Source organism: Microvirga sp. (assembly GCF_014699075.1).
Taxonomy (GTDB): domain Bacteria; phylum Pseudomonadota; class Alphaproteobacteria; order Rhizobiales; family Beijerinckiaceae; genus Microvirga.
This window is the reverse complement of the sequence record NZ_JACXAB010000003.1, coordinates 73,764-99,091: the sequence shown is the minus strand read 5'-3', so window position 1 is coordinate 99,091 and position 25,328 is coordinate 73,764. Positions and strand designations below refer to the sequence as shown.

General features: G+C 64.3%; 20 protein-coding genes. 14 read left to right on the top strand and 6 right to left on the bottom strand.

Annotation, left to right across the window (positions count from 1 at the left end):
• Positions 1–140 precede the first annotated feature (140 nt).
• The 7 genes from IC232_RS06075 (at position 141) to dksA (ending at position 9,082) form a co-directional block, all read left to right on the top strand.
• A complete protein-coding gene (locus IC232_RS06075; protein ID WP_190844035.1) occupies positions 141–1,169 on the top strand; it encodes a hypothetical protein in 1,029 nt (342 codons plus the stop codon).
• 231 nt (positions 1,170–1,400) lie between these two features.
• Positions 1,401–2,300 carry a hypothetical protein gene (locus tag IC232_RS06070; RefSeq protein WP_190844034.1) on the top strand — a complete coding sequence of 300 codons (900 nt, stop codon included), beginning with the start codon at positions 1,401–1,403 and terminating at the stop codon, positions 2,298–2,300.
• Positions 2,297–3,649 carry a calcium-binding protein gene (locus tag IC232_RS32835; protein WP_190844033.1) on the top strand — a complete coding sequence of 451 codons (1,353 nt, stop codon included), beginning with the start codon at positions 2,297–2,299 and terminating at the stop codon, positions 3,647–3,649. The genes IC232_RS06070 and IC232_RS32835 overlap by 4 nt, the downstream gene beginning before the upstream one ends.
• A 401-nt stretch (positions 3,650–4,050) precedes the next feature.
• The gene (locus IC232_RS32040) at positions 4,051–5,919 is read left to right on the top strand and encodes a M10 family metallopeptidase C-terminal domain-containing protein (RefSeq protein ID WP_210335239.1); all 1,869 of its coding nucleotides are present in this window, start codon (positions 4,051–4,053) and stop codon (positions 5,917–5,919) included.
• 157 nt (positions 5,920–6,076) lie between these two features.
• Positions 6,077–7,525, top strand: a complete 1,449-nt coding sequence (locus IC232_RS06055) for a YcjX family protein (RefSeq protein WP_190844032.1) — start codon at positions 6,077–6,079, stop codon at positions 7,523–7,525.
• Positions 7,522–8,511, top strand: coding sequence for a YcjF family protein (locus IC232_RS06050; RefSeq protein WP_190844031.1), 990 nt, complete (start codon positions 7,522–7,524; stop codon positions 8,509–8,511). Before IC232_RS06055 ends, IC232_RS06050 begins: the two co-directional genes overlap by 4 nt.
• Before the next feature lie 151 nt (positions 8,512–8,662).
• Positions 8,663–9,082 (top strand): RNA polymerase-binding protein DksA, encoded by a 420-nt coding sequence (gene dksA, locus IC232_RS06045; RefSeq protein ID WP_036350657.1) that lies wholly within the window; start codon positions 8,663–8,665, stop codon positions 9,080–9,082.
• 79 nt (positions 9,083–9,161) lie between these two features.
• On the opposite strand, the gene IC232_RS06040 is transcribed toward dksA, so the two are convergent.
• Entirely contained in the window at positions 9,162–10,409 is a 1,248-nt protein-coding gene (locus tag IC232_RS06040) for a hypothetical protein (protein ID WP_190844030.1), read from the bottom strand.
• A 388-nt stretch (positions 10,410–10,797) separates the two neighbouring features.
• Between IC232_RS06040 and cckA the strand changes: the two genes are divergently transcribed.
• The 3 genes from cckA (at position 10,798) to alaS (ending at position 17,454) form a co-directional block, all read left to right on the top strand.
• Positions 10,798–13,329, top strand: coding sequence for a cell cycle histidine kinase CckA (cckA, locus tag IC232_RS06035; protein ID WP_190844029.1), 2,532 nt, complete (start codon positions 10,798–10,800; stop codon positions 13,327–13,329).
• A 171-nt stretch (positions 13,330–13,500) separates the two neighbouring features.
• On the top strand, positions 13,501–14,595 hold the full coding sequence (gene recA, locus IC232_RS06030; RefSeq protein ID WP_190844028.1) for a recombinase RecA: 1,095 nt from the start codon (positions 13,501–13,503) through the stop codon (positions 14,593–14,595).
• Positions 14,596–14,787: 192 nt separating this feature from the next.
• Positions 14,788–17,454: an alanine--tRNA ligase gene (gene alaS, locus IC232_RS06025; RefSeq protein ID WP_190844027.1), complete on the top strand. Its 2,667-nt coding sequence runs from the start codon at positions 14,788–14,790 to the stop codon at positions 17,452–17,454.
• A gap of 59 nt (positions 17,455–17,513) precedes the next feature.
• Here the strand turns inward: alaS and IC232_RS06020 are convergent, their stop codons facing one another.
• The 5 genes from IC232_RS06020 to IC232_RS06000 form a co-directional block, all read right to left on the bottom strand.
• The gene (locus IC232_RS06020) at positions 17,514–18,797 is read right to left on the bottom strand and encodes a PQQ-dependent sugar dehydrogenase (protein WP_190844026.1); all 1,284 of its coding nucleotides are present in this window, start codon (positions 18,795–18,797) and stop codon (positions 17,514–17,516) included.
• Positions 18,794–19,225, bottom strand: a complete 432-nt coding sequence (locus IC232_RS06015) for a DUF2231 domain-containing protein (protein ID WP_312895113.1) — start codon at positions 19,223–19,225, stop codon at positions 18,794–18,796. Before IC232_RS06015 ends, IC232_RS06020 begins: the two co-directional genes overlap by 4 nt.
• Positions 19,226–19,402: 177 nt before the next feature.
• Complete coding sequence (locus IC232_RS06010) at positions 19,403–19,867, bottom strand: GFA family protein (RefSeq protein WP_190844024.1); 465 nt, start codon at positions 19,865–19,867, stop codon at positions 19,403–19,405.
• Between the two features lie 65 nt (positions 19,868–19,932).
• On the bottom strand, positions 19,933–21,147 hold the full coding sequence (locus IC232_RS06005) for an NADP-dependent isocitrate dehydrogenase (RefSeq protein WP_190844023.1): 1,215 nt from the start codon (positions 21,145–21,147) through the stop codon (positions 19,933–19,935).
• Positions 21,148–21,254: 107 nt separating this feature from the next.
• Positions 21,255–21,638: a phospholipase A2 family protein gene (locus tag IC232_RS06000; protein WP_210335238.1), complete on the bottom strand. Its 384-nt coding sequence runs from the start codon at positions 21,636–21,638 to the stop codon at positions 21,255–21,257.
• Between the two features lie 247 nt (positions 21,639–21,885).
• Between IC232_RS06000 and IC232_RS05995 the strand changes: the two genes are divergently transcribed.
• The 4 genes from IC232_RS05995 to murI all read left to right on the top strand — a co-directional run bounded on the left by IC232_RS05995 (position 21,886) and on the right by murI (position 25,206).
• A complete protein-coding gene (locus tag IC232_RS05995; protein WP_190844022.1) occupies positions 21,886–22,173 on the top strand; it encodes a hypothetical protein in 288 nt (95 codons plus the stop codon).
• A gap of 149 nt (positions 22,174–22,322) precedes the next feature.
• Entirely contained in the window at positions 22,323–23,057 is a 735-nt protein-coding gene (locus IC232_RS05990; protein WP_190844021.1) for an RNA methyltransferase, read from the top strand.
• Positions 23,058–23,121: 64 nt separating this feature from the next.
• Positions 23,122–24,324 carry a chlorophyllase/cutinase-like alpha/beta fold protein gene (locus IC232_RS05985; protein WP_190844020.1) on the top strand — a complete coding sequence of 401 codons (1,203 nt, stop codon included), beginning with the start codon at positions 23,122–23,124 and terminating at the stop codon, positions 24,322–24,324.
• A 9-nt stretch (positions 24,325–24,333) separates the two neighbouring features.
• Complete coding sequence (murI, locus tag IC232_RS05980) at positions 24,334–25,206, top strand: glutamate racemase (RefSeq protein ID WP_190844019.1); 873 nt, start codon at positions 24,334–24,336, stop codon at positions 25,204–25,206.
• Positions 25,207–25,328 lie beyond the last annotated feature (122 nt).

Here is a 25,328-nt window from a genome sequence, read left to right as displayed (position 1 = left end):
CTGCCGGTGACAGCCGTATTCGTGGAACGCGCCGTCACGGCGGTCAAGATCGGGACTTGAGGATGAACCTATCCGCCCCACCATCGTTTGGCCTGAAACCCTCCTGATTGTTTTCATTCGAAGCAGGGGCTGATCTTCATATGGTGCCTCAGACCTTTTACGCGCTCGTCCTTGCGGCTCGCGCCCTCGTGCCCGGCGAGTTTGAGACCGGCGGCGATGCTTCGCAGCCGGAGCCGCAAGCTGTCGCGGCCCGGTACGAGCCTGCCAGTCGCGAGGTCACCAACTGGCGCTCCGAGGCCATGGACGCCCTGGAGCCGAAGCCTGTGGTGGCCATGGCTGCCGTCTTCCGGGCCGAGCGCCCCTTCGTGACCCGCTGCGTGAAGCTCAACAATTACTGGTGCATCAAGAGCGCGCGCTGGAACGGCGAACTCGCCACCGACAGCGAGGGCCATGTGGGCTTCGTCTCGGCCGATCACAGCGCCGATGCCGCCGCCAACCTGCTCCGGCGCTACTACATGGAGTACAACCGCAAATCCGCCCTCGACATCGTGCGCCGCTGGGCCCCGGCGGAGTGCAATGTGGCAACCGGCATCGGCGGCATAGCGATGCTGGCCGTGCGGGGGATCGGCGGCACGGTCCGGGCGCAATACCTCGCCTCGCGCCGGAAGAAGGGCGGTGCGGTGCGCTACACGGCCAAAGCAGGTCCGGGCGGCAAGCCGGGCCGGGTGTCCATGGTGATCCCCATGGCCTCGAAGACGCCCCAGTTCCGGGTTCCGAGCATCGCGGCCGGCATGGGCGAGAAGCCGAAGCCCGCCAAGCCGGCGGAGCCTCTGGTAGCCGCCCGCCGCAAGCCCGCGAAGGAGCCAGCGACCACCGCCTCTGCGGCACCGAAGCCTGTCCCGAAGGTGCAGGTGGCTACGGCCTGCCCCTCGGAGGAACAACGCCACCGCAACTATGCGGGCCGTATGGTCGAGGGATTGGGCCTGGGGCCGGCGGACGACCTGAAATTGTTCGCGGAGGACGGCACCCCGCAGCCGAACCTCGCCCATGTGATGCTCGCCATGTCAGCGTTTGAGCTGGGGACCTTGCGGGCTAATCCGGACCTCGTGGAAGGCGCGGTGCGTCGGATGGCGGAGCGGATTGCGCTGGCGAAGGGTGTTGAACCTTGAATGATAAAGACGGTGCAGATTCAGCATCCGCTCGTCTGACCAGAAGATTTTGCAAGCGCGCCGCCGTCTCGAAGACCGTCGAGATGGATAAACCACGCCTTCTACATCATCTGCAGCCCTCGCTGCGGCTGCCCGTGCGATCCTGCCGTACCTCTCCGTTCGGAGAGTTGCGTTGGGGCATGATGTCTCTTGAAACAGACACATTCCTTTATGCAATTGCAGGATTACGCCATGGCCGCACCTGTCCTCTGGGGCTCCGAATTTTCCGTCGATCTCAAGCAAACGGATGGCGTGCAAAGTGATACGTCGATAATCGCCTTTGCCGATGGCAGCTTCCTTGCAGTGTGGGTCGACTACAAGGTTGGCGGCGACATTGTCGGTCAGTTCTTCTCGGCCGATGGGACGCAAAAAGGGGATGCCTTCCACGTCACCCACTCCTTGGACGGGCAGCAAAGCATGCCGCAGGCAGCGATCCTGAGCGATGGTAGATACGTTGTGGCTTGGAGTAGCTCCAACGGAGCCGATAACCCTGGAGTGCGGGCCCGCATTGTCGACCAGAACGGGCATGGAGGCGATGATCTGTATGTCGGTGAGACCGGCTTCATTGGAGCACCATCGCTTTCGGTTTCGGCATTAGGCGACGGCTTCGTAGTCTCCTACGCATCTTCGGCCAGTCCCTTCTCCTCATCGAATATCCATGCCTATTCGTTCGCGGCAAACGGAGCGCCCATTGCCTCGAATGTCAGGGTTAATGGACCATCGGGCAAGGCTGGTTACGAGCCCCAGATCGTTGAACTGAACAATGGCCGGTTCGCCGTCTTCTTCGAAGGGGAGGGGTATGCCGACGATCCGGATGGCGGCATCCGCTGCCGGGTGCTCTCCGTAGCCGGTGATGAGATTGTGCCCGAGTTTCGCGTGCCGGCCACTGTCAAAGGATCGCAGTGGTCTCCTGGTGCCGTCCGGCTGAATGATGGGCGCATCGCCGTTGTTTGGCAGCATATGGATGAAGCGACTGGAGACAAATCCGGATCTTCTCTCAGGGGCGCATCGTTGATCCGAAAGATTGGACGCTCGGACAAGAGTTTCAGATCAATGTTACGACGCAAGGAGATCAGGAGAGTCCTCAATTGACGGCACTGGAGGATGGTGGTTTTGCCGTCACGTATTACAACATGCCAGATCCAGTTAACGGAGCATACGAAGACATCCGCATCGCCACTTTCGACAGCCATGGAACGGCCCGTGGAGAGACCATCCTTACGGATAGCAACGCTTCTGATGCGACTGTCACGACGCTCGCCGATGGCCGGCTTCTCGTCACATGGATCAACTGGATAGGTGAGGATCCCGATCATCCTAAAGCCGACATTCGCGCGCAGATCGTTGATCCACGCGGCGCGGGCGTCAGCCTCACGGGCACGTCCAGAGACGATTTCTATGTCGGCTCCGCTTCTAATGACCATTTGAACGGCGATGCCGGCAACGACCGTCCGGAAGCCGGCGACGGCAACGACTCGCTCACCGGCGGCGCCGGAGCCGACACGCTGGTTGGCGGCGCCGGTGACGACGTCTACTATGTGGATGCATCGGACACGATCATTGAGGGAGCAGGCCAGGGCATCGACACAGTCTATGTCACCACGGACTTCACCCTCTCGCCCGGTGCCGTCATCGAGAACATCGTGCTCTTGACCACGGCCACGGTCAGGCTGCTGGGCAACGAGCTCGACAACCTGCTCACCGGCAATGGGGACGCCAACAATCTCGACGGGCAGGCCGGCAACGACCTGGTCGTTGGCGGGGCCGGTGCCGACACCATGACGGGCGGCTTGGGCAACGACACTCTCTATGTCGACGATGCCGGCGACGTGGTGGTCGAGGCGGCCAGCCAAGGCCTCGACACGGTGATGGTCAACACCGCCGCCTACGTGCTCGGCGCTGGCGCCGAGGTGGAGACCCTGATGGCCGGTGCCGGAGCGCTCAACATCACCGGCTCGGACGTTGCCAACGCCATCAGCGGCAACGGCTTCAACAACCAGCTCTGGGGCAAGGCCGACAATGATGTGCTCACGGGTATTGTAGGCAACGACCGGCTGTATGGCGGCACGGGTAATGATCGTCTCTCCGGCGGCGTGGGCAACGACCAGCTCAAGGGCGAGAGCGGCCGGGACGTGTTCGTGTTCGACACGCGCACGAACAAGAGCACGAACGTGGACAAGGTGCTGGACTTCAAGTCGGCGGACGACAGCCTCCACCTCTACAACGCGATCTTCACCAAGCTCGGCCGTGGCTCTGCGGCAGGGGTGCGCTTCAAGAGCGACATGTTCGTGGAGGGCAGCCGGGCCAACCGGATCGTCTACGACAAGAAGACGGGTGCGCTGCACTACGACAAGGACGGCACCGGCGGCTCGGCCCAGGTGAAGATCGCCACCATCAGCAACAAGACCAAGCTCTACTACCACGACTTCTTCGTCATCTGATCTAAGCAGAGGCTGGCTCGTAAAGAGGAACGCGCCTCGGCTTTTGACATGGCCGTCCCCGGACGTGATCCGGGGATCGGTCTCGGCCATTCCGATGCTGAAGGGCACGGCGCTCCAAGCCATTGAGATCATCGGCACAAGGCTGATGACCTCGTGAGGCGGGCTGCCGGTCTTTCATGAGGCCGCCTCTCAGGACAAATCCCGTCGGGACCACAAGCATAAGACGAGATCGGGAAGACTTCAGCCGCCTGGGACTGCTCAGGCTTCAATTCTTCAGATCCTCTTTTTAGGAATATACTGCACTGCCCACTCCATATAACATGAGATCGTTGCTTTAGATTCTCTTGTGTCGCGCAAGTGATCTGAAAGCGGTGCTCTCGTTCTGTGGCAGGGGGATTCTGATGGCCGTTCAAAATTTGACTGTAGCCGAGTATCGCGCTCGTTTCGAGGAGCTGCCTCTGCCCAATGGGGACAAAATCGAAATCTTCGACAGCTCAGGCGCCATCGCGCAGCTGACTGTAGATGACATCGAGGGCTTGGCCGGCAAGGGCGTCACCCTGCTCAACGCGACCGACGGCGCCATGACTTTTAGTCTTGACCAGCTCCAAGCGCTCGGAACTGTCGGCTTCAGCGCTGAGGACAAACTGACCCTCCGGGATTCGCAGTTTCCGCTTCAAATCAGGCTGACCGCTAGCGTGGTTCAGGCTCTGAGCCAGAAAGGCTTCAGCGTCATTGATGTCGATGGACCTTTTGTTGGCATCAGCGTGGAAGTCGCAAGAGCGCTCCTTGCAACCAATCTCACCTTCGATGCCTCGAAAGATATCGCTGTTTTAGATACTACTGGCACTTTCAATTCCAGCTTCTTCTCGTTCTTCTCGGCTCCGGAAATCATGAGCCTTGGGAGCAAAGGCATCGATTCTATCAGCTTTAACAGCATGGAGGACTTCTTCCCGCTTAAGCTCGGTGCTGTTCAGGCCAAGGCACTGGCCGCTACGGGTATTTCAATCGGCGGTAGCGCCTTCAGGATCCTTGCGGACGATGGACAGGACCTCACCCGGTTATCGCCATCTGAGCTTGCCAAGCTCGCGCTCAGATTTCCCTTCGCCCTCGATGCGTTGGAAAACGTACTGACTCTTTCATTCGACCAGTACAGGGCTCTCGAAATAGCCAACCCCCTCCCTGACCCCCTCCCTGGATGGCCCGAGGCGGTTGTGTTCGATCCCTTCGACAAGGTCACCGTGGAACTGCGTGCCGCCGAGTTGGTGGGCCTCGGTGCGGCAGAGCTTGTGAAGATGGCGGAAAGGGGCATTGATGTCTTGTCCATCAAGGAGACGGGCAGCGCCCTGTCCGCCCTGACCGTCCAACAGATCGAGGCTTTGAGGACCAAGGGCGCGGACGTTCTCGATGCCAGCGACAATGCCCTGTCTCTCACCTACGCGCAGTACAAAGCCACGAACGGCATGACCTTTGCCGCCTCGGACGCGGTCACAGTGTCGTTGTCTGCCGCTGAGGTGCGGGCGTTGACCGTTGCGCAATCGGTTGAAGCGAAGGCAAACGGCGTCGACGATCTGACCCTTAAGGACCTTGGACAGGCAATGGCTGCTCTCACGGCTGCCGAAATCACCGCTCTGTCATCCAAGGGTGTCACCGTCATCGACGCCACGGACAACAAGCTTGCCCTGTCGGCCGCTCAATACAAAGCGCTCGGCTCGGTCAAACTGTCCGGTACCGATGTCGTGACCATTGTCGCCGAAAGCGATGTGGTTCTGTCCAACGGCGGCGCAAACCTGATTCTGACGGGCAACGCCGTTCAAGGCAGCGGCAACAGCCTTGCCAACGCCATCAGCGGCAATGGGAAGAACAACATCCTTGCCGGGCTCGAGGGCGACGATTTCCTCGGTGGCGGGCTCGGTAACGATCAGATGACCGGCGGCTCCGGGCGCGACGTGTTCGTGTTCGATGCCAAACCCAACAAGAGCACGAACGTCGACAAAATCCTCGACTTCAAGTCCAAGGACGATAGCATCCATCTCGACAACAATGTCTTCGCCAAGCTTGGTTCGGGCAATCCATCTGGGCCGAAGAAGTTCGGCGTGGACATGTTCGTCGAGGGCACGAAGGCCAAGGATAAGGAAGATCGCATCGTCTACGACAAGAAGACGGGGTCGCTTTATTTCGATGCCGATGGCACGGGGAAGACGGCTCAGGTGAAGATCGCCACGCTCTCCAACAAGGAGAAGCTCTTCCACCACGACTTCTTCGTCATCTGACCGCCGGTCTGACAGGGACACCCGCCGATACCATTCCCACCGGCAGGTGTCTCCTGCGGACGGTGAGACCCGTGTCCAGCTCCGGCGAGCCGTTATACTTGGCAATTGCTGCATCCGACCCCATGTGAACCCGAACGCTCACAATGTCCGGGGTCTCGTGCCTATCCTGTCTGATCTTGCCTCCCGCGCCGGGTCTGCTGCGCAATCGCTCTGGGAGGTCTCCGGCCAGCTCGTCCAGCCGTCCCTCCGCCTTGGCGTCACCGGGCTCGCCCGCTCCGGCAAGACCGTCTTCACCACGGCCCTCGTGCATCACCTGATCCGCGGCACGAACCTGCCGGCCTTCCGGGCTTCCGCCGAGGGGCGGATCCGGCGGGCGCAGCTGGCGCATCAGCCGGACGATGCGGTGCCGCGCTTTCCTTACGAGGAGCACATGGCGGCACTCACCGAGAGCCGCCGCTGGCCGCAATCCACCAACCGGATCAGCGAGCTGCGGGTGGATGTCGACTACGAGCGGAAAGGCGGCTGGCGCACCGGGCCGGCCTCGCTCGCCCTCGACATCGTCGATTATCCGGGCGAATGGCTGCTGGATCTCGCGCTTCTCGATGCGGGCTATGCGGAATGGTCCCGCCAGACCATTGAGGCGAGCCGCAAGCGCGACCGTCTGCCGGTGGCGGGGCGCTGGCATGAGACCTTGAAAACCCTCGATCCATCCGGCGCGTCCGACGAGCTGCTCGCGTTGAGAGCAAGCGAGGCCTTCAAGGAGTATCTCACGGCCCTGCGCGCGGGATCCGAAGCAGTAGCGACGACCCCGCCGGGGCGGTTCCTCATGCCGGGCGACCTTGCCGGCTCGCCGGCGCTCACCTTCGCGCCGCTCGATCTGCCTGAAGGCCAGCCGATCCCGGCGGGGAGCTTCGCGGCTCTTATGGAGCGGCGCTTCGAGGCTTACAAGACCCATGTGGTCCGGCCGTTCTTCCGCGATCATTTCCAGCGCATCGACCGCCAGATCGTGCTGGTGGACGTGCTCGCCGCCATCGATGCGGGCCCCGTGGCGCTCGCCGAGCTGGAGGAGGCGCTGGATCAGGTGCTCATGGCCTTCCGGACCGGGCGCAACACGCTCCTGTCCCGCCTGTTCTCGCCCCGGGCCGACCGGGTGCTGTTCGCCGCCACCAAGGCCGACCACGTCCATCACACGGATCACGACCGGCTTGATGCCATCCTGCGCCTGCTCGTGAACCGGGCCTCGCGCCGCACCGAGGCCGCCGGTGCGCGGGTGGGCACCGTGGCGCTCGCCTCCCTGCGTGCCACGCGGGAGACCACCATCCGCGAGGGACGCGAGACCCTGCGGGCCGTCGCGGGCGTTCCGGAGGCAGGCGAGCGGGTCGGCGACGACATCTTCGACGGCGAGGCGGAGGCCGCGATCTTTCCGGGCGAGCTGCCCGAGAGCGCCGAGGCGGTGTTTCAGGGGGCGGTGCCGCCCGGCTCGTTCCGGTTTCCGCGCTTCCGGCCGCCGAAGCTTCCCGTCGATGCGGCGGGCCGCATGGCCAAGATGCCCCACATCCGCCTGGACCGGGCCCTTGAATTCCTCCTGGGGGATCGCTTCACATGAGCCGCCAACCTCGCGCCTATCGCCTGGATGATCCGAACATCACCGCCGGCGCCGTGCAGGTGACGGAGGAGCCCTTCGACGCTATCGAGGCCGCCGACGGCGTCGTGGTGCCGATGGGGACGAAGCGCCGGGCGCCCTGGCTCGGCATTCTGCTGTCCGCTTTGTCAGGGCTTCTTCTGCTCGCTTTGGGCCTCGCAATCGAGAACCTGATCGTCGATCTCTACCGTGTCGCCCCGTGGCTGGGCTGGCTGGCCTTGGTCTTTGCCGTGCTCGCCGTTCTGGCCTTCCTGGCCATCATCGGGCGGGAGGTGTCGGGGATCTGGCGCGAGCAGAAGATCGAGAGCCTGCGCGAGGCGGCGGTCGATGCGCTGGCCGTCAAGGATCACAAGGCCGCCAAGGGAATCGTGCAGGATCTCATCGGCCTCTATGGCAGCCGGGCTGCGGCCGCGCAGGGGAGCGCCCGCCTCAAGGGCCTCACCGACGAGATCATCGACGCGGATGACCGCCTGGCCATTGCTGAGCGCGAGCTGCTCGCACCCCTCGACATGCAGGCCAAGCGCGCGATCGCCGGAGCGGCCAAGCAGGTCTCGCTCGTGACGGCCGTGAGCCCCCGGGCCATCGTCGATGTGGCCTTCGTGATCTTCGCGGCTGTGCGTCTCCTGCGGACCCTGGCCCGGATCTATGGCGGCAGGCCCGGCTTCCTCGGCTTCCTGCGGCTTGCCAGGGCAGCCTTCAACCACCTTGCGGTCACGGGAGGCGTGGCAGTCGGCGACAGCCTCATGCAGCAGGTGCTGGGACTGGGGCTCGCGGCCCGGATATCGGCCAAGCTTGGCGAGGGGGTGCTGAACGGGCTGATGACTGCCCGGTTCGGCCTGGCTGCCCTGTCGGTCTGCCGGCCGCTCCCCTTCATCCGTGAGGAGGCACCCAAGATCGGCGATGTGGCCGGGGAACTCATCAGCCGGGCGGAGGCAGCCGCCTCCTCCTGATGGTGCGACATATCGTTCGCCGCAGGCCCTTCCCAGGCTCTTAAGGGGTGCCGGGGGCAATTAGACAAATCGATGACGCTTAATCTCGTTGTCGCGGTCCCTCCTTGCCTATATAGGGGCGCCACGGTTCATCGGGGAAGAACGGCTGAACATGACAGATAGCGTGATTGATGAAGGCTACCGTCCGACAGAAGACGAGCCTTTCATGAATGAGCGGCAGAGGGAGTATTTCAGGCGCAAGCTGATCCGCTGGAAGCACGACATCCTCAAAGAGGCTCAGGAAACCCTCGCGACGCTGCAGAGCGAAAACGAGAATCACCCTGACCTTGCGGATCGTGCCTCGTCGGAAACGGACCGCGCCATCGAGCTTCGCGCCAGGGATCGTCAGCGCAAGCTGATCGCCAAGATCGACGCCGCGCTCGCGCGGATCGAGGACGGCTCTTACGGCTATTGCGAGGAGACCGGCGACCCGATCTCCCTCAAGCGCCTGGAGGCCCGCCCCATCGCGACGCTCTCCCTCGAGGCGCAGGAGCGCCACGAGCGCAACGAGCGGGTCTACCGGGACGACTGATCCTTCCTGCTATACGTACGAGAAAGGGCTCCGCATGCGGAGCCCTTTCTCTTTGGCCGTCAGGGGAGGGGTTTTACCCCTACCCCTTCTTGTTCGGATCGAGAGGCCGGCCCAGCAGCCGGGCGAACTCCGCTTCGATATCTTCCACCGAGAACGGGTCGGCGGCTTTCTGCTCCCCCGAGGCAGGTTCCTTGGCCTGGGGCGGAAGCGGAGCCGGCGCGGGCTGAGGCGGAGCGGTCCGGATCGGCTCGATGGACGGTGCGGGCTGGACCGGAGCGGGGGCTTCGGGCTCCTCGGCGCGATCCTCTTCCTCCGCAGGCTCGTCATAGGACGCGACGGGCTCCTCCTCATCGGCCGGGAGCGGCTCGAGAGGGGCGTCCTCCTCGTCGCTGATGTCTTCATACACAGCCGGAGAGGCCACGGTGACCGGACCCGGCGGAGCAATCACCGGCGGGGGAGAAACCGGGCTCGCCGGGCGCTTCAGGGCTTCTTCGAGCTGCTTGGCCATATCCGACAGCAGGGTGGCGTCGGGAGCGGTTCGCTCGCTCGCTGCTGGCTCGGGCGGCCGAACGGGCTCGGGGGGCTGCACCGGTGGAGCCGGCGGCACGGGCGTTGCCCGCGACTGGAACGGCGGAGGGGTGAACTGGGGGCGCGGCTCCGGGCGCTCCACCAGGGGTGGTGCGGGCGGAGCAGGGTGCGCGTTCTGGAAAGCTGGCGCCCTTGCCTCGGCGCGCAGGCGCTGGATGGCGGGAGCTGCGGAGACCGCGACCGCATCGGGCTTCAGGACCGGTTCGGGATGGGCCGGGACCGGCGCACTGACGGTCGCCACCGGGGAGAGCTCCTCCTCGGCGTCGGATTCCTCCGACGGACGGCGCACGAAGGACCCGAGCTGGGCGGCGAGCTGGCTCTCGATGGAAGGCCGGCCGTTGGACTCGACCTGGGGCGCGCGAGGCGCTTGATGATCCAGCGAGGGCTCGAAGCGCTCTGCACCCATATCGACCGGAGGGGCGGGAACGCGTGCGCCGGCAACGCGGACGATGTTGGTCTCGATCACCACGTCGTTGGGACCGCCGATGAGAAGGAGGTGCTCGACATTGTCCCGGCGCAGCAGAAGGAGCTGACGCTGCCGGTCGAGATCATACACATCCACGATGCCCAGTCGCGGTTGGCGGCTGCGGCCGCCGCGGTCGCTGCCTGGCATGATCAGGCGTCCGCCCCAGACCTTGCGCAACACGAGTCCTAAGAGCACGAGCAGGATCAGAATGATCGCGAAGGCGATTGCAAATTGAACTGCCCGCGGTGCTTCGAGACCGAAAAGAGATGACACGATGAACTCTCAAACGTTGACTGGCCTTCGCAGGCCACTTCTGTGTTGGTTGTACCACATTGACCGCCAAAGCCACCGGCAAGGTTAACAGATGGTTAACGCAAGCCCCGCTTCGGCATAGGGCCGAGAACACAGGAAAGGCTCTCTGTGATCCGTCCAAGATGGTGCTCAATGCCGTTACATCAAGGAAAATAAGGATTTCCTGTGACGTCCCTCACCAGCGACGCCTGCGCAGAACGAGCCAGCCCTTGCATTCGCCGGGGCTGCCGCCTTAGAGGTCGATCAATAAATACCGTGTAATATGATCGGAAAAGATCGAGCGGATGGCCGCAACCCTGCAGCCGGTGCCGTGAGGCACATCCGCCTCCGTTGAGGATGTAGACATTTCATGGCTTACGAAGGCGACACGCCAAAGGGTTCGGCCATCGACCGCTCCGACCGTCACGGCCATATCGGTTGGGTGCTGCTTCTGGCCGGCCTTCTTGTCGGCGCGACGCTGAGCCTTCGCTTCCTCGGCATCGAGCAGGCCCAACCCCTGATCCTCGGACTTCTGGCGTTCTTCGCCATGGCGGGCGTCTTCTTCCTGTTTGCGATGGCGATCGGCGTCGTTCAGTTCTCCGGCCAGACAGCCCGCAACGATATCACCAAGCTGATGGCCGACACCTCGGGCGACGGCCTCGTGGTGGTCGAGGATGACGGGCGCATCACCTATGCCAATGAGGCCTATCTCGCCTTCGCCGGATTGCAGGGCGGCGAGGTGATGCCGGTCGAGCGCCTGTTCATCGGCGCGCCTGAAGTGTCGGAGGCGATTTATCGGCTCGCGCAGGCGGCGCGCGAGCATCGCACGGGCACGGAGGAGATCCGCCTGTCGCCATCGCTCAATGGTGCACGGGAATTCGGCTGGTATCGCGTGCGCGTGCGGCCCGTGCCCCGGCCCAAGGGACGCCAGGCGGCACTCTGGGCCATTTCCGAAGTGACCCATGAACGCGAGCGCCAGGAGAACGTCTTCCAGGAGCTGCAGCATGCCATCGATTATCTCGATCACGCTCCTGCGGGGTTCCTGTCCGTCGACCCCGGCGGCTCCATCGTCTATCTGAATGCGACGCTGGCGTCCTGGCTCGACTACGATCTCGCGCAGGTCGGCTCCGGCGGCTTGAAGCTCACTGAGATCGTCCCGGGCGACGTGGCGTCGATGATGACGTCGTTCTCCGGCGAGCCGGGCAGCGTGCGCACCGAGACCTTCGATCTGGACCTGCGCCGGCGCAACGGCCAGTTCCTGCCGGTGCGCCTCTACCACCGCATCGCGTTCGGCCAGGACGGCCGCATGGGCGCATCGCGCACGCTCGTTCTCAATCGCTCGGCCGGAGGAGAGATCGACGAGGGGCAGCGCGCGGCGGAAGTGCGCTTCGCACGCTTCTTCAACAACACGCCCATCGCCATCGCGACCGTTGATCGTGCAGGCCGCATCGTGCATGCCAATGCGCCGTTCTCCAGGCTCTTCGGCGCGCTGCCGCGCACGGGCGAAAACGGCGCGGACGGACCGTCGATTCCCGATGCCTTCCGCGAACGTGACGCCATTGAGGCGGCCCTCAAATCGGCAGCCGAGAACAAGGGCGACATCGCGCCCCTTGAGCTGCAGACGGTGGCCGAAGGCGACGGCTCGGTTCGTGTTTGGGTGACGCCTGTGGGCGATACCGGTGCGGACGGAGAGACGGCGATCCTCTACGCGCTCGACACCACCGATTTCCGGAAAGTGGAAGAGCAGCTCGCGCAGGCCCAGAAGATGAACGCGGTGGGTCAGCTCGCCGGCGGCGTGGCGCACGATTTCAACAACGTGCTCCAAGCCATCATCGGCTACAGCGATCTGCTGCTCGCCAATCACAGGCCGACGGATCCGTCCTTCCAGGACATCATGCAGATCAAGCAGAACGCGAACCGGGCCGCGGGCCTCGTGCGCCAGCTGCTCGCCTTCTCGCGCCGCCAGACCCTGCGGCCGGAGGTGCTGAACCTCAACGACCAGCTCTACGATCTCTCCATGCTGCTCAAGCGCCTTCTCGGCGAGCGCGTGGCGCTGGATCTCAATCACGGCCGCGATCTGTGGTTCGTGAAGGCGGACGTGAACCAGTTCGAGCAGGTGGTGGTGAACCTCGCGGTGAATGCCCGCGATGCGATGCCGGGTGGCGGCAAGCTCGCGATCCGGACTGCGAATGTCACGGCGGCCGAGGCTGAGCGGCTCGCTGTGAGCGCCATGCCGCCGGCCGATTACGTGATGGTCGAAGTGTCCGATAGCGGCTCGGGCATGACGCCGGAAATCATCGAGAAGATCTTCGAGCCGTTCTTCACCACCAAGGAGGTGGGCAAGGGCACCGGCCTGGGGCTGTCCACCGTGTTCGGCATCGTCAAGCAGTCGGGCGGCTATATCGACGTGGACTCGACTCCGGGGGAGGGCACGACCTTCCGCATCTACCTGCCGCGGCACATACCGGCCGTGCAGGAAGCTCCCGAGGAGGTGAAGCCCGAGGTCGCCAAGAAGCCGGCCGCCGACATGACCGGGCAGGGCACGATCCTCCTGGTGGAGGACGAGGACCCTGTGCGGGCCGTGAACGCCCGGGCACTTTCCGCCCGTGGCTATACGGTGCTGGAGGCGGCCTCCGGCGTCGAAGCCATGGAGATCATCGAGCAGCGCGGCGCGCCGGTCGATCTCGTGGTCTCCGACGTGGTGATGCCGGAGATGGACGGCCCGACCCTGCTGGGGGAACTGCGCAAGCTCTACCCGGACCTCAAGGTGATCTTCGTCTCCGGTTATGCCGAGGAAGCCTTCCGCAAGAACCTGCCCGAGGGCGAAGAATTCAACTTCCTGCCCAAGCCCTTCAGCCTGCGCCAGCTGGTTGAGACCGTGAAGCAGGTCATAGATCGTTAAGTTGCTGTTTTAACTCATCTTTAACCCTGCGACATCGTGCCCCGCGCAGGAGCTGTGAATTCCCGAATGAGAACGAAAAAAGAACTTGTAAGCAGGAACAAAGTGAGTACATATATTCTCTCAACACCGCGTTGAGATTCACTCTTCCTCCTGCCATAAGGATGTTAGGTCATGTCACAGTCCTCCTTGAGACTGGTGGAAAGCTCATCAATGGATAAAGAAAAAACCAAAGCTCTCGACGCGGCGCTCTCCCAGATCGAGCGCGCCTTCGGCAAGGGCTCGATCATGCGGCTCGGCAAGGGCCAGCAGCCGGTGGAGATCGAAACCGTTTCGACGGGTTCGCTCGGCCTCGATATCGCGCTCGGCGTCGGCGGTCTGCCCCGCGGCCGCATTATCGAGATCTACGGGCCGGAATCGTCGGGCAAGACCACGCTGGCTCTGCACACGATCGCCGAAGCCCAGAAGAAGGGCGGCGTCTGCGCCTTTGTCGACGCGGAGCACGCGCTCGATCCGGTCTATGCCCGCAAGCTTGGTGTCAATCTGGACGATCTCCTGATCTCGCAGCCCGACACGGGCGAGCAGGCGCTTGAGATCTGCGATACGCTGGTTCGTTCCGGTGCCATCGACGTGCTCGTCATCGACTCGGTGGCGGCACTGACTCCGAAGGCCGAGCTCGACGGCGAGATGGGCGACGTGCAGCCGGGTCTTCAGGCCCGTCTCATGAGCCAGGCCCTGCGCAAGCTCACCGGCTCCATCTCCCGGTCGAAGACCATGGTGGTCTTCATCAACCAGATCCGCATGAAGATCGGCGTCATGTACGGCTCGCCGGAGACGACCACGGGCGGCAACGCCCTGAAGTTCTACGCCTCCGTGCGCCTCGACATCCGCCGCGTCTCGACCCTGAAGGATCGCGACGATCCGATCGGAAACTCGGTGCGCGTCAAGGTCGTCAAGAACAAGGTCGCTCCGCCCTTCAAGCAGGTCGAGTTCGACATCATGTTCGGCGAGGGCGTCTCCAAGGTGGGCGAGCTCATCGATCTCGGCGTCAAGGCTGGCATCGTCGAGAAGTCCGGCGCCTGGTTCTCCTACGACAGCCAGCGCCTGGGCCAGGGCCGCGAGAACTCGAAGCAGTTCCTGCGCGACAACCCCGAGGTCGCCGACAAGATCGAAGGTCTCATCCGCCAGAATGCCGGCCTGCTCGCAGACCGCATCCTGGACCAGGCAACCCCAACGGCCGAGGATCTGGACGAGGGTTCAGCCGAATAAGTTTTGCTCTCCTTCAAGGGCAAAGAAAGGCCGTCGCGAGAGATCGCGGCGGTCTTTTCGTTTGGAGGATGGCAAAGACAATGGCCAGCCTGTTCGAAACGCCGCCTCGACAGCGCAGGCGTAGGCAGCTAAAACCGGCCACCACCATACCTTTCGGGCCCTGAAAAGCCCTTACCTTAAGCTTGAGAACCCATGAGCGGCGCCAACGAACTTCGGTCCATCAACGCAATCCGGTCGACCTTCCTCGATTACTTTGCCAAGAACGGCCATGAGGTCGTGGCGTCGAGCCCGCTCGTGCCGCGCAACGACCCGACCCTGATGTTCACGAATGCCGGCATGGTGCAGTTCAAGAACGTCTTCACGGGTGTCGAGAAGCGCCCCTACAGCACGGCGGCGACCTCGCAGAAATGCGTGCGCGCCGGCGGCAAGCACAACGATCTCGACAATGTGGGCTACACGGCGCGCCACCACACCTTCTTCGAGATGCTCGGCAACTTCTCCTTCGGCGACTATTTCAAGGAGCGGGCGATCGAGCTCGCCTGGAACCTGATCACCAAGGAGTTCGACCTGCCGAAGGACAAGCTCCTCGTCACCGTCTACCACACGGACGACGAGGCGGCCGACCTGTGGAAGAAGATCGCCGGCTTCTCGGATTCCAAGATCATCCGCATCCCGACCTCGGACAACTTCTGGCAGATGGGCGATACCGGCCCCTGCGGTCCGTGCTCGGAGATCTTCATCGACCAGGGCGACAAGCTCTGGGGCGGCCCTCCCGGCAGCCCTGAGGAGGACGGCGACCGGTTCCTCGAGTTCTGGAACCTCGTGTTCATGCAGTACGAGCAGATCGAGCCCGGCAACCGCATCGCTCTCCCGAAGCCCTCCATCGACACCGGCATGGGCTTGGAGCGCATTGCGGCGATTATGCAGGGCGTGCACTCGAACTACGACACGGATCTGTTCCGCACCCTCATCGACGCGGTGGCCCATGCCACCGGCGTGGTGCCGGAGGGCGACCGCAAGGTCTCGCATCGAGTGATCGCCGATCACCTGCGCACCTCCTGCTTCCTGGTGGCCGACGGCGTGCTGCCGTCGAACGAGGGCCGCGGCTACGTGCTCCGCCGCATCATGCGCCGCGCCATGCGCCATGCGCAGCTGCTCGGCGCGCGCGATCCGATCATGTACCGCCTCGTGCCGGCTCTCGTGCGCGAGATGGGGCTGGCTTACCCTGAGCTGATCCGCGCGGAGGCGCTGATCGTCGAGACCCTGCGGCTGGAAGAAACCCGCTTCCGCAAGACCCTGGAGCGCGGCCTCACCATCCTCGACGAGGAGACCCGCAATCTCGGCGAGGGGCAGAACCTCTCCGGCGACACGGCCTTCACGCTCTACGACACCTACGGCTTCCCGCTCGATCTCACGCAGGACGCTCTGAAGCCCCGCGGCATCGGCGTCGACACGGAGGCGTTCAACGCCGCCATGCAGCGCCAGCGCGAGAAGGCTCGCGCGGCCTGGTCCGGTTCCGGCGAGGCGGCGACGGAAACCGTATGGTTCTCGGTCAAGGAGCGCACCGGCGCGACCGAGTTCCTGGGCTATGACACCGAGACCGCCGAGGGCATCGTCCTGGCCCTGCTCAAGGACGGCCAGGAAGTCTCCGAGCTGAAGGCCGGCGAGAGCGGCCTCGTGGTGCTCAACCAGACCCCGTTCTACGGCGAGTCCGGCGGTCAGGTCGGCGACACCGGCGTGATGCAGGGCGAGGGCGCCCGCGTGTTCGTGACCGGCACCGAGAAGAAGCTCGGCGACCTGTTCGTGCATCACGTCACCGTGGAGCACGGCTCCCTCAAGCAGAACCAATCCCTGGAACTGGCCGTCGATCACGGGCGCCGCTCGGCCGTGCGGTCGAACCACTCTGCCACCCATCTCCTGCACGAGGCCCTGCGCCAGGTGCTCGGCGATCACGTGGCCCAGAAGGGCTCGCTGGTGGCGCCCGACCGCCTGCGCTTCGACTTCAGCCACCCCAAGCCCATTGAGGATGCGGAACTCGCCAAGGTCGAGGAGATCGCCAACCGGGTGCTGCTCCAGAACGAGCCGGTGGTCACCAAGCTCATGGCGGTGGACGAGGCGATCGAATCCGGCGCCCGCGCGCTCTTCGGCGAGAAGTACGGTGACGAGGTCCGCGTCGTCTCCATGGGCAAGGCCGGCGATGCTAAGACCTTCTCCATCGAGCTCTGCGGCGGCACCCACGTGAATCGCACCGGCGATATCGGCGTGGTCACCATCGTGGGCGAAAGCGCGGTCGCGGCCGGCGTCCGTCGTCTCGAGGCCATGACGGGCGATGCCGCCCGCCGCTACCTCGCCGAGGAGAGCCGCAAGCTGCGCGAGGTCGCCAGCCTCCTCAAGACCCCGGTGGACGAAGTCTCGGCCCGCCTGTCCGCGCTCCTCGAAGAGCGCCGGAAGCTGGAGCGTGAGCTGGCCGAGGCTCGGCGCAAGCTCGCCATGGGCGGCGGCGCGTCCGGCGGCGATCCGGTCAAGGACGTGGCCGGCATCAAGCTCATGGCCCGTGCGGTCACGGGCGTCGAGATGAAGGACCTCAAGAGCCTCGCCGACGAGGGCAAGAAGCGTCTCGGCTCGGGCGTCGTCGCCATCATCGGCGTCGGCGACGACGGCAAGGCTGGTATCGTGGTGGGCGTCACCGAAGACCTGACCGACAAGGTCGATGCGGTCAGCCTCGTACGCGTGGGTTCCGAAAAGCTCGGTGGCAAGGGCGGCGGCGGACGCCGCGACATGGCCCAGGCCGGCGGCCCCGACGGCACGCAGGCGGAAGCAGCGCTTGCCGCCATCGAGGCGGCGCTGGCCGCTGCTTGAGAACATGCCTCATCCCGGACGGCGAAAGCCGATCCGGGATCGCCTGACGATAAAGGCGCTTAGTTCTTCGTCACGCGCCAGATCGTGTTCGACAGGTCGTCGGCCACGATTAAGGCGCCGCGTGGATCCACCGTGACCCCGACCGGGCGTCCCCGGGTGTTGCCATCATCGACGAGGAAGCCGGACACGAAGTCGATCGGGTCGCCGGCGGGCCGGCCGTTGCGGAACGGCACGAAGATCACCCGGTAGCCGACCGGCTTGCTGCGGTTCCAGCTGCCATGTTCGCCGACGAACACGCCATCAGCGAAATCCGGCCCCATGGCCGGCGTCGAGAAGGCCACGCCGAGCGCTGCCACGTGCGATCCCAGGGCGTAGTCGGGCCGGATGGCCGCGGCGACTTTCTCAGGGTCTTGCGGCTGCGCCCGCGGATCGACGTTCTGGCCCCAATAGCTGTAGGGCCAGCCGTAGAAGCCGCCCTCCTGCACCGATGTCAGGTAATCCGGAACGAGGTTGGGGCCGATCTCGTCGCGCTCGTTCACCACCGCCCAGATCTGGCCCGAACCCGGCTGAACCGTGAGGGCCGTGGGATTGCGAAGACCTGTTGCGTAAGGCTTGTGCGCGCCCGTCTGGGCGTCGATCTGCCAGACCATCGCCCGGTCTTCCTCGGCGTCCATTCCGCGTTCGGTGATGTTGCTGTTGGAGCCGATGCCCACATAGAGGAAGCGCCCGTCCGCACTGGCGGTCATGGCCTTCGTCCAATGATGGTTGATCACTGCGGGCAGATCGGTCACCGTCACGGGCGGCCCGCTCGCCTGGGTCTGGCCGTCCTGATAGGCGAAGCGCACAAGGGCATCCTGGTTGGCCACATAGATCGAGCCGTTGACCAGGGCGAGGCCATAGGGAGCGTTGAGCTTGTCGGCGAAGACGCCCTGCATCTCGTAGGTGCCGTCGCCGTCTGCATCGCGCAGCAGGGTCAGGCGATTGCCGCCTTTCACGGAACTCTTGCCGAGGCTCTTGATGAAGCCTGCAATCAAGTCCTTGGGGCGCAGCGTCGGCGCGCCGCCGCCGGATCCTTCGGCCACCAGAATGTCACCGTTGGGAAGAACGATGGTCTGGCGGGGTATCTTCAGATCCGTGGCGATGGGCTGAATCTTGTACCCCTCCGGCACCTTCGGGAGATCGCTGCCCCATTGGGACGGCCTCGGAATCTTCATGGAGGGCAGCAGGCCGCGCTGCGGCTCGGGCAGGTTCGGGTTGGCGCCGTATTTCGGTGCCTCGGGCTCGCTGTTGCAAGCAGACAGCGCGAGCGCCAGGGTGCCGATCAGGAGGGTCGAGCGGATCATCTCACATCTCCCGTGCGAAATCCGGAATAGCCGATCCAGGCGGCCACGAGGGCGAGCAGCGTGGTGATTGCCGAGAGATAAAGGCCCTCCGGCATGGTCGCCCAGGCGTCCTTGGCATGGACGAGGGCATTGACGAAGCCGAGGCCCCACATGATGAGCAGGACGACAAAGTAGATCGCGAGCCGGCCTTTGCTGGCGGGGCCTCGGCGGAACAGGTTGATCAGCGCCCAGAGAAGGGCGAAGCCGCCAACGAGCAGCCCGCCGGCAATGAGCCAGGACGAGAAATTGGCCCATTGGATGTGGAAGCTCGCCCGATAGGCGAAGTCGCTCGCCAGCGCGCCTGCAAACAGAGGCAGCGGAAAGGCGAGAAGGATGGCGTGAAGGGGGTGGAGGGGCCTCAGACCACCCGGGTGGGATAGGGCAACCACAGCGTCTCCTCCCATGCCTGAACCCGGCCGCGTGCGCGTCCTGCAAAGGTTCGATGGATCAATGCATGAGCGGTCACTCGGTTGCGAAAAGAGTCCTGATCCTCCTGATGTGGTCTACGGGATCGTTCGCTGGCTGCTCTGGAGGCCTGCACCCGAGCTATATGGGGCCACAAGTCCTCAATCGTGGTCCGGGTGCTGCCGCGAGGCCATCTTCCTCAGCTCCTCCGGCGAGGCGTCATCCTCCGTCCGCTTGCCCGGCAGGGTGTGAAGCATCTCGAAGAATGGAAGCCTGCTCTCGATGCCATACTGAATCTCGGGCGTGATCCGGCCCGGCTCGTCGAGGCTTCCGATGGAGACGGTGATCCGGTCGCGCTCCACGTAAGCGAAGGTCAGCGGCGTGCCGCAATCCCGGCAGAACCCGCGCTCCACCGCCTCCGAACTCTTGAAGATGCCGGGCTGACCCTTCGTCCAGACCAGATCCTCGCGCGGCACACCGGTGAGCGGGGCGAAGTAATTGCCGAACGCCTTCTGGCACATGCGGCAATGGCAGATGCTGGCATGGGTCGGCTCGGACATAAGCGCATACCGCACCGAGCCGCACTGGCAGCCGCCGGTCATCGTGGATTTCCGTTCTTCAGTCATGCTCCCTCCAAGAAAAAGCCCGGCACAGGGCCGGGCTCTCATCTTAGCGATAAAGGGAGCTTCGATTAAGCCGCCATCGCCTTCTTGAGGTTCTCGTCGATCTTGTCGAGGAAGCCGGTGGTGGAGAGCCACTTCTGCTCGGCGCCGACGAGGAGTGCGAGGTCCTTGGTCATGTAGCCGGCCTCGACCGTGTCGACGCAGACCTTCTCGAGGGTCTGGGCGAAGCGGGCGAGGTCCTCGTTGCTGTCGAGCTTGGCGCGGTGGCTAAGGCCGCGGGTCCAGGCGAAGATCGACGCGATGGAGTTCGTCGAGGTCTCCTTGCCCTTCTGGTGCTCGCGGTAGTGGCGTGTCACGGTGCCGTGGGCGGCTTCCGCCTCGACGGTCTGGCCGTCCGGCGTCATCAGCACGGAGGTCATGAGGCCGAGCGAGCCGAAGCCTTGGGCCACCGTGTCGGACTGCACGTCGCCGTCGTAGTTCTTGCACGCCCACACATAGCCGCCCGACCACTTGAGGGCCGAGGCCACCATGTCGTCGATGAGACGGTGCTCGTAGTGGATGCCGGCGGCGTCGAACTTCGCCTTGAACTCGTTGTCGTAGATCTCCTGGAAGATGTCCTTGAAGCGGCCGTCATAGGCCTTGAGGATCGTGTTCTTCGTGGAGAGATAGACCGGGTACTTGCGGTTCAGGCCGTAGTTCAGCGAGGCGCGGGCGAAGTCGCGGATCGACTCGTCCAGGTTGTACATGCCCATGGCGACGCCGGCGTCCGGGAACTTGAAGATTTCCTTCTCGATCACCGTGCCGTCCTCGCCCTCGAACTTGATCGTCAGGCGGCCCTTGCCGGGCACCTTGAAATCCGTGGCCTTGTACTGGTCGCCGAAGGCGTGGCGGCCGACGATGATCGGCTGGGTCCAGCCGGGCACGAGGCGCGGAACGTTCTTGCAGATGATGGGCTCGCGGAAGATCACGCCGCCGAGGATGTTGCGGATCGTGCCGTTGGGCGACTTCCACATCTCCTTGAGCTTGAACTCCTCGACGCGGGCCTCGTCCGGCGTGATGGTGGCGCACTTCACGCCGACGCCGTACTTCTTGATCGCCTCGGCGGCCTCGACCGTGACCTTGTCATTGGTAGCGTCGCGGTGCTCGACGCCCAGGTCATAGTACTTCAGGTCGATGTCGAGGTAGGGGTGGATCAGCTTGTCCTTGATGAACTGCCAAATGATGCGGGTCATCTCGTCGCCGTCGAGTTCGACGACCGGATTGGCAACCTTGATCTTCGCCATGATCTCACCTTGCGCTAAAGGGCTGGAACGGACCTGCCCTGTGGCAGGCTGTTGCCGGGGCTATAGCGCGGTTGAGGCCGGGGGGGAAGGTGGGGCGATTAAAGGATTCAGCCCTGTCCCGCCCGGCGTGGCATTTTCTCGGGTTCGGTGCAGAGCGTCGCGCTGAAGAGCGAATTCACGGTGGCGGCCTTGCTGCGGACCATCTCGGGCGTTCTGGAGCTTTTGACCAGGGCAGCGGTCGCCCGGAGGAGGGCCTTGTCGCATTGGCAGGCCCCGCGGCCGACCCGCTCATAGCAGAGATCGTGGGCGCGGCAGGCTGCGTCGAGAGCATCGACGGGAGAGGCCCGGTTCACGTCGCCCGCGCCGCACCAGTTCCCATGGAACAGGGGCGTAGGAGCCCCCGACGATCCGGCACCCAGAGGTGTCGCCGCGGCCGGGCCCGCCGACCAGAGCATCAGGCAGATCAGGGCAAGGAGACGCGTAAGCGGCACCTGATGGCCCCGAGGTCTGGGCTGGCGATGTGATGAACTAACGTAATGCATGCAGGAATTAAGAGATATCTGTGGGTTCAAGTTCCCGCAGGAAGAAGATTTGCCGCGCCGCGTGTGCTGCCGCACGGAAAGCCAAGCTTAACCGTAGTTCAGATCATTCCGTTCCGACGGGTTTCTCAGGGGCATCCGGTGCAAAGCCGAAACCACAATGCCGTCGGAGACATGGTTCAATACAAAGGGAGCTGACATGCGTCTTGCAATTATTCTCGGAGCGACGGCCTTGGTTCTGGCCGGCTGCCAGACGGCCGAACAATCCATGAGCAGTGCCGAATCCGTCTGCCGGGAAACGGGGCTGAAGCCCGGGACTGCCACCTACACCCGCTGCGTGAATGCGGGCTACCGCAACAACGTCGCCCAGTCGAACGCCGCCGCCAACCAGGCTGCGGCCGGCGCGGCCGTCGGCGTCGTCGGCGGTGCCGTGCTCGGCGCCGCAGTGGCCCGCCCGAGCTACTATTGCGGCTGGGGCTGCTGGTAGGCCGTCTATCCCGCGTGTGCAGGGCCTCCTCGACCATGTCGGGGAGGCTTTTGCTTTGTGTGAGGGCATCGTGGTGGCACGCCTAGGCGCGGGAGCGCCTTTCGCTGTATGGGAGGGCAACTGACATCGATTGGCTTCTCCCGAACCCCATGACCCGACCGATCATCATCCTCGTGGAACCGCAGCTCGCCGAAAACATCGGCATGGTGGCGCGGGCTATGGCCAATTTCGGCTTGGCGGAACTGCGCCTGGTCTCGCCGCGCAACGGCTGGCCGAAGAAGGGCGCGCATTCCGCGGCCTCCGGCGCAACCCATGTGCTCGAGGGCGCCAGGCTCTACGACACGGTCCGGGAGGCCATCGCCGATCTGAACTTCGTCTTCGCCACCACGGCCCGCGAGCGGGGGCAGATGAAGCGGGTTTTCGCGCCCGACGACGCCATGAAGGAGGCGCAGGGGCGATTGGGCACAGGGCAGGGGATCGGCATCCTGTTCGGGCGCGAGCGCACCGGGCTCGAGAACGACGAGGTGTCGCTGGCCGATGCCATCATCACCTTTCCGGTGGACCCGAAATTCTCCTCGCTCAACCTGGCGCAGGCGGTCCTTCTCGTCTCGTACGAATGGTACAAGCTCGCCACCGGCGGTGCGTTGCCCTTCAAGGGCGGCCGAATTTCTCGGCCGGCAACCCGGGAGTCGGTGACGTCGTTCTTCGACTACATCGAGGCCGAGCTCGACGCGGTGAACTTCTATCCCGAGGACAAGAAGCCGATCATGACCCGCAACATGCGGGACATCTTCCATCGCCTTGAGATGACCGAGCAGGAGGTGCGCACCCTGCGTGGGGCGATTCGTGCCCTTGCGGAAGGTCGCAGGTTGAGAAAACCTTAAGCAAATCGTGGCTTTATAACGCCCGGGCTCTATCTGCCCGAGTGTATTTAAGTTCGAGACGACGATGAGCCGCTTCCTGCTGCCTGTTCTGGTCCTTGGCGTCTCCCTGGCTAGCCCCTGGGCGCAGGCGGCCACCCCGCCGCAGCAGCCCGAGCAGGGGCCGGGCGGGCGCGACTATAAGGTGACCGACGTCGTCAAGCGCGCGGTCGGCACCGCAAGCGCCGGGACCTTCGTGTTCCACGGCAGCGATACCCCGGCAAAACCGCGCCCGGTCGTGATCTTTCTCCATTCCTGGGGGGCCGTGAACCCGGCTCTTTACGGCGGCTGGATCGACCATCTCGCCCGCAAGGGCCATCTCGTGCTCTTCCCACGCTTCCAAGAGGTCAACCGCTCACGGCCGGCAGATGCCACGAACCTGGCCGAGACCCTGATCGAAGCCGCCTTGGCGGAGCTGGCCAATGATCCGAATGCCAAGCCGGACCGGGAACGGGTCGCCCTCATCGGCCACTCGGCGGGCGTGCCGCTCGCGCTCAACCTCGCGGCCGGCGCTGGCGCGGGCAAGGTGCCAGCTCCGAAGCTGATCTTCGGCCTGATGCCGGGCGGGATCGCCGCCAACGAGAAGGAGCGCGGCATTGTCCTGCGAGACCTCTCGACGGTTGATCCGCAGACCCTGATCATCACCATGAGCGGCGACCGGGACTACCTGCCTGCCGACCGCGCCTCGAAACTCATTCTTCAGCAGGCCAGCGCCGTACCAATTAACCGCAAGCTTTTCATGCGGGCCGGTTCGGACGATCACGGCTTCCCGGCGATCACCGCAACGCTCGCCTCTCCGGGCGCGCCCAAGGCCGACTACGATGCCGCCGCCATCAAGATGCCGCCCGATCCGCCCCGCGACCCGAAGCAGAAGAACACCTGGCGCTGGAGCGCCGACATGGCGCTCTCCGGTCCGCAGACCATCCTGACCCAGCAGCTCGGCAGCAACGGCACCGACACCATCGACTACCTCGCCTACTGGAAGACCTTCGACATCGCCCTTGAGGCGGCATTCGCCGGCAAGGACGCCGCGGCTCTCACCCGCGACCCGAAATTCGTCGACATGGGCACCTGGAGCGACGGCTGGCCGGTGCGGCGCCTCTCCGCGCAGATGCCCAAGGCCGAGGGGCAGGAGAAGAAGGAAGAGCCGGGGCCGCGCCGCCGGCTGAACATGGCGCCTTCGGAAACCCAGCAGGGGTTGTCGGACTTCATCGGTAAGTTGCGTTCGTAAGGGTGTGTCATGCGTGTCGATCTTCTGGCAGGGGCGACCTATAATCCTGCCGTCATGCCGTCTCCCGTTCCCACCATCCTCGTCTTCGATTCAGGCCTCGGCGGCCTCACGGTCTTCTCGGAGGTCCTGAAGGTCCGTCCGGATGCCCGCTATGTCTATGCGGCCGACGATGCGGGCTTTCCCTACGGGCGCTTGAGCGAGGCGGTGCTGGCGGAGCGGGTCGTGAGCGTCATGGAACGGCTGATCGCCCTGCACGATCCGGACCTTGTGGTGGTGGCCTGCAACACGGCGTCCACAATCGTGCTGCCGCATCTGCGCGAGCGCTTTTCCGTGCCCTTCGTGGGCACCGTTCCGGCGATCAAACCGGCTGCTCGGACAACGCAGACAGGCTACGTCACGGTGCTCGCGACCCCCGGTACTGTGGCGCGGGACTATACCCGCGACCTCATCGAAACCTATGCGGCAGGCTGCAAGGTCAACCTGGTGGGATCCCGCCGTCTTGCGGGCATTGCCGAGGCCGAGATGGCCGGCGAACCGGTTTCCGATGATGAAGTGCTCGCCGAACTGCAGCCCTGCTTCGTCGCGGACGAGGGTGGGCGCACCGACGTGGTGGCCCTGGCATGCACCCATTACCCGCTGCTCCTGCCGCGCTTCGAGGCCCTGGCGCCTTGGCCCGTCACCTGGATCGACCCGGCGCCGGCCATCGCCCGCCGGGTGACCCAGCTCATCGGGCAGCCGGTGCCCGGCCACGAAGCGGATGAGAACGAAGCCGTGGCGGTGTTCACCAGCGGGGCCGGGATCAGCGCTGCCCTGCGGGGTGCTTTGCAGGATAAGGGCCTGCCGGCTGTGGCCATCGAGGACATGCCGCTGCTGGTGGGGTAGAGTTTGTTTAAGTGCATATTCTAGCCCTCCTCCCCCTTGTGGGGAGGAGTTGGAGGTGGGGGTGTGAGCGATAGCCTATGAAGGTCAGGCGCTGACACCCCCACCCTTAATCCCTCCCCACA

Bases quoted from the DNA above. Each gene is read 5' to 3' on its own strand.
- IC232_RS06070 (WP_190844034.1), top strand. From the start codon at position 1,401: ATGGCCGCACCTGTCCTCTGGGGCTCCGAATTTTCCGTCGATCTCAAG.
- dksA (WP_036350657.1), top strand. From the start codon at position 8,663: ATGACAGATAGCGTGATTGATGAAGGCTACCGTCCGACAGAAGACGAG.
- IC232_RS06005 (WP_190844023.1), bottom strand. From the start codon at position 21,147: ATGGCGAAGATCAAGGTTGCCAATCCGGTCGTCGAACTCGACGGCGAC.
- IC232_RS06020 (WP_190844026.1), bottom strand. From the start codon at position 18,797: ATGATCCGCTCGACCCTCCTGATCGGCACCCTGGCGCTCGCGCTGTCT.
- cckA (WP_190844029.1), top strand. From the start codon at position 10,798: ATGGCTTACGAAGGCGACACGCCAAAGGGTTCGGCCATCGACCGCTCC.
- IC232_RS05995 (WP_190844022.1), top strand. From the start codon at position 21,886: ATGCGTCTTGCAATTATTCTCGGAGCGACGGCCTTGGTTCTGGCCGGC.
- IC232_RS06050 (WP_190844031.1), top strand. From the start codon at position 7,522: ATGAGCCGCCAACCTCGCGCCTATCGCCTGGATGATCCGAACATCACC.
- alaS (WP_190844027.1), top strand. From the start codon at position 14,788: ATGAGCGGCGCCAACGAACTTCGGTCCATCAACGCAATCCGGTCGACC.
- IC232_RS05985 (WP_190844020.1), top strand. From the start codon at position 23,122: ATGAGCCGCTTCCTGCTGCCTGTTCTGGTCCTTGGCGTCTCCCTGGCT.
- recA (WP_190844028.1), top strand. From the start codon at position 13,501: ATGTCACAGTCCTCCTTGAGACTGGTGGAAAGCTCATCAATGGATAAA.
- IC232_RS05990 (WP_190844021.1), top strand. From the start codon at position 22,323: ATGACCCGACCGATCATCATCCTCGTGGAACCGCAGCTCGCCGAAAAC.
- IC232_RS06010 (WP_190844024.1), bottom strand. From the start codon at position 19,867: ATGACTGAAGAACGGAAATCCACGATGACCGGCGGCTGCCAGTGCGGC.
- IC232_RS06075 (WP_190844035.1), top strand. From the start codon at position 141: ATGGTGCCTCAGACCTTTTACGCGCTCGTCCTTGCGGCTCGCGCCCTC.
- murI (WP_190844019.1), top strand. From the start codon at position 24,334: ATGCGTGTCGATCTTCTGGCAGGGGCGACCTATAATCCTGCCGTCATG.
- IC232_RS32040 (WP_210335239.1), top strand. From the start codon at position 4,051: ATGGCCGTTCAAAATTTGACTGTAGCCGAGTATCGCGCTCGTTTCGAG.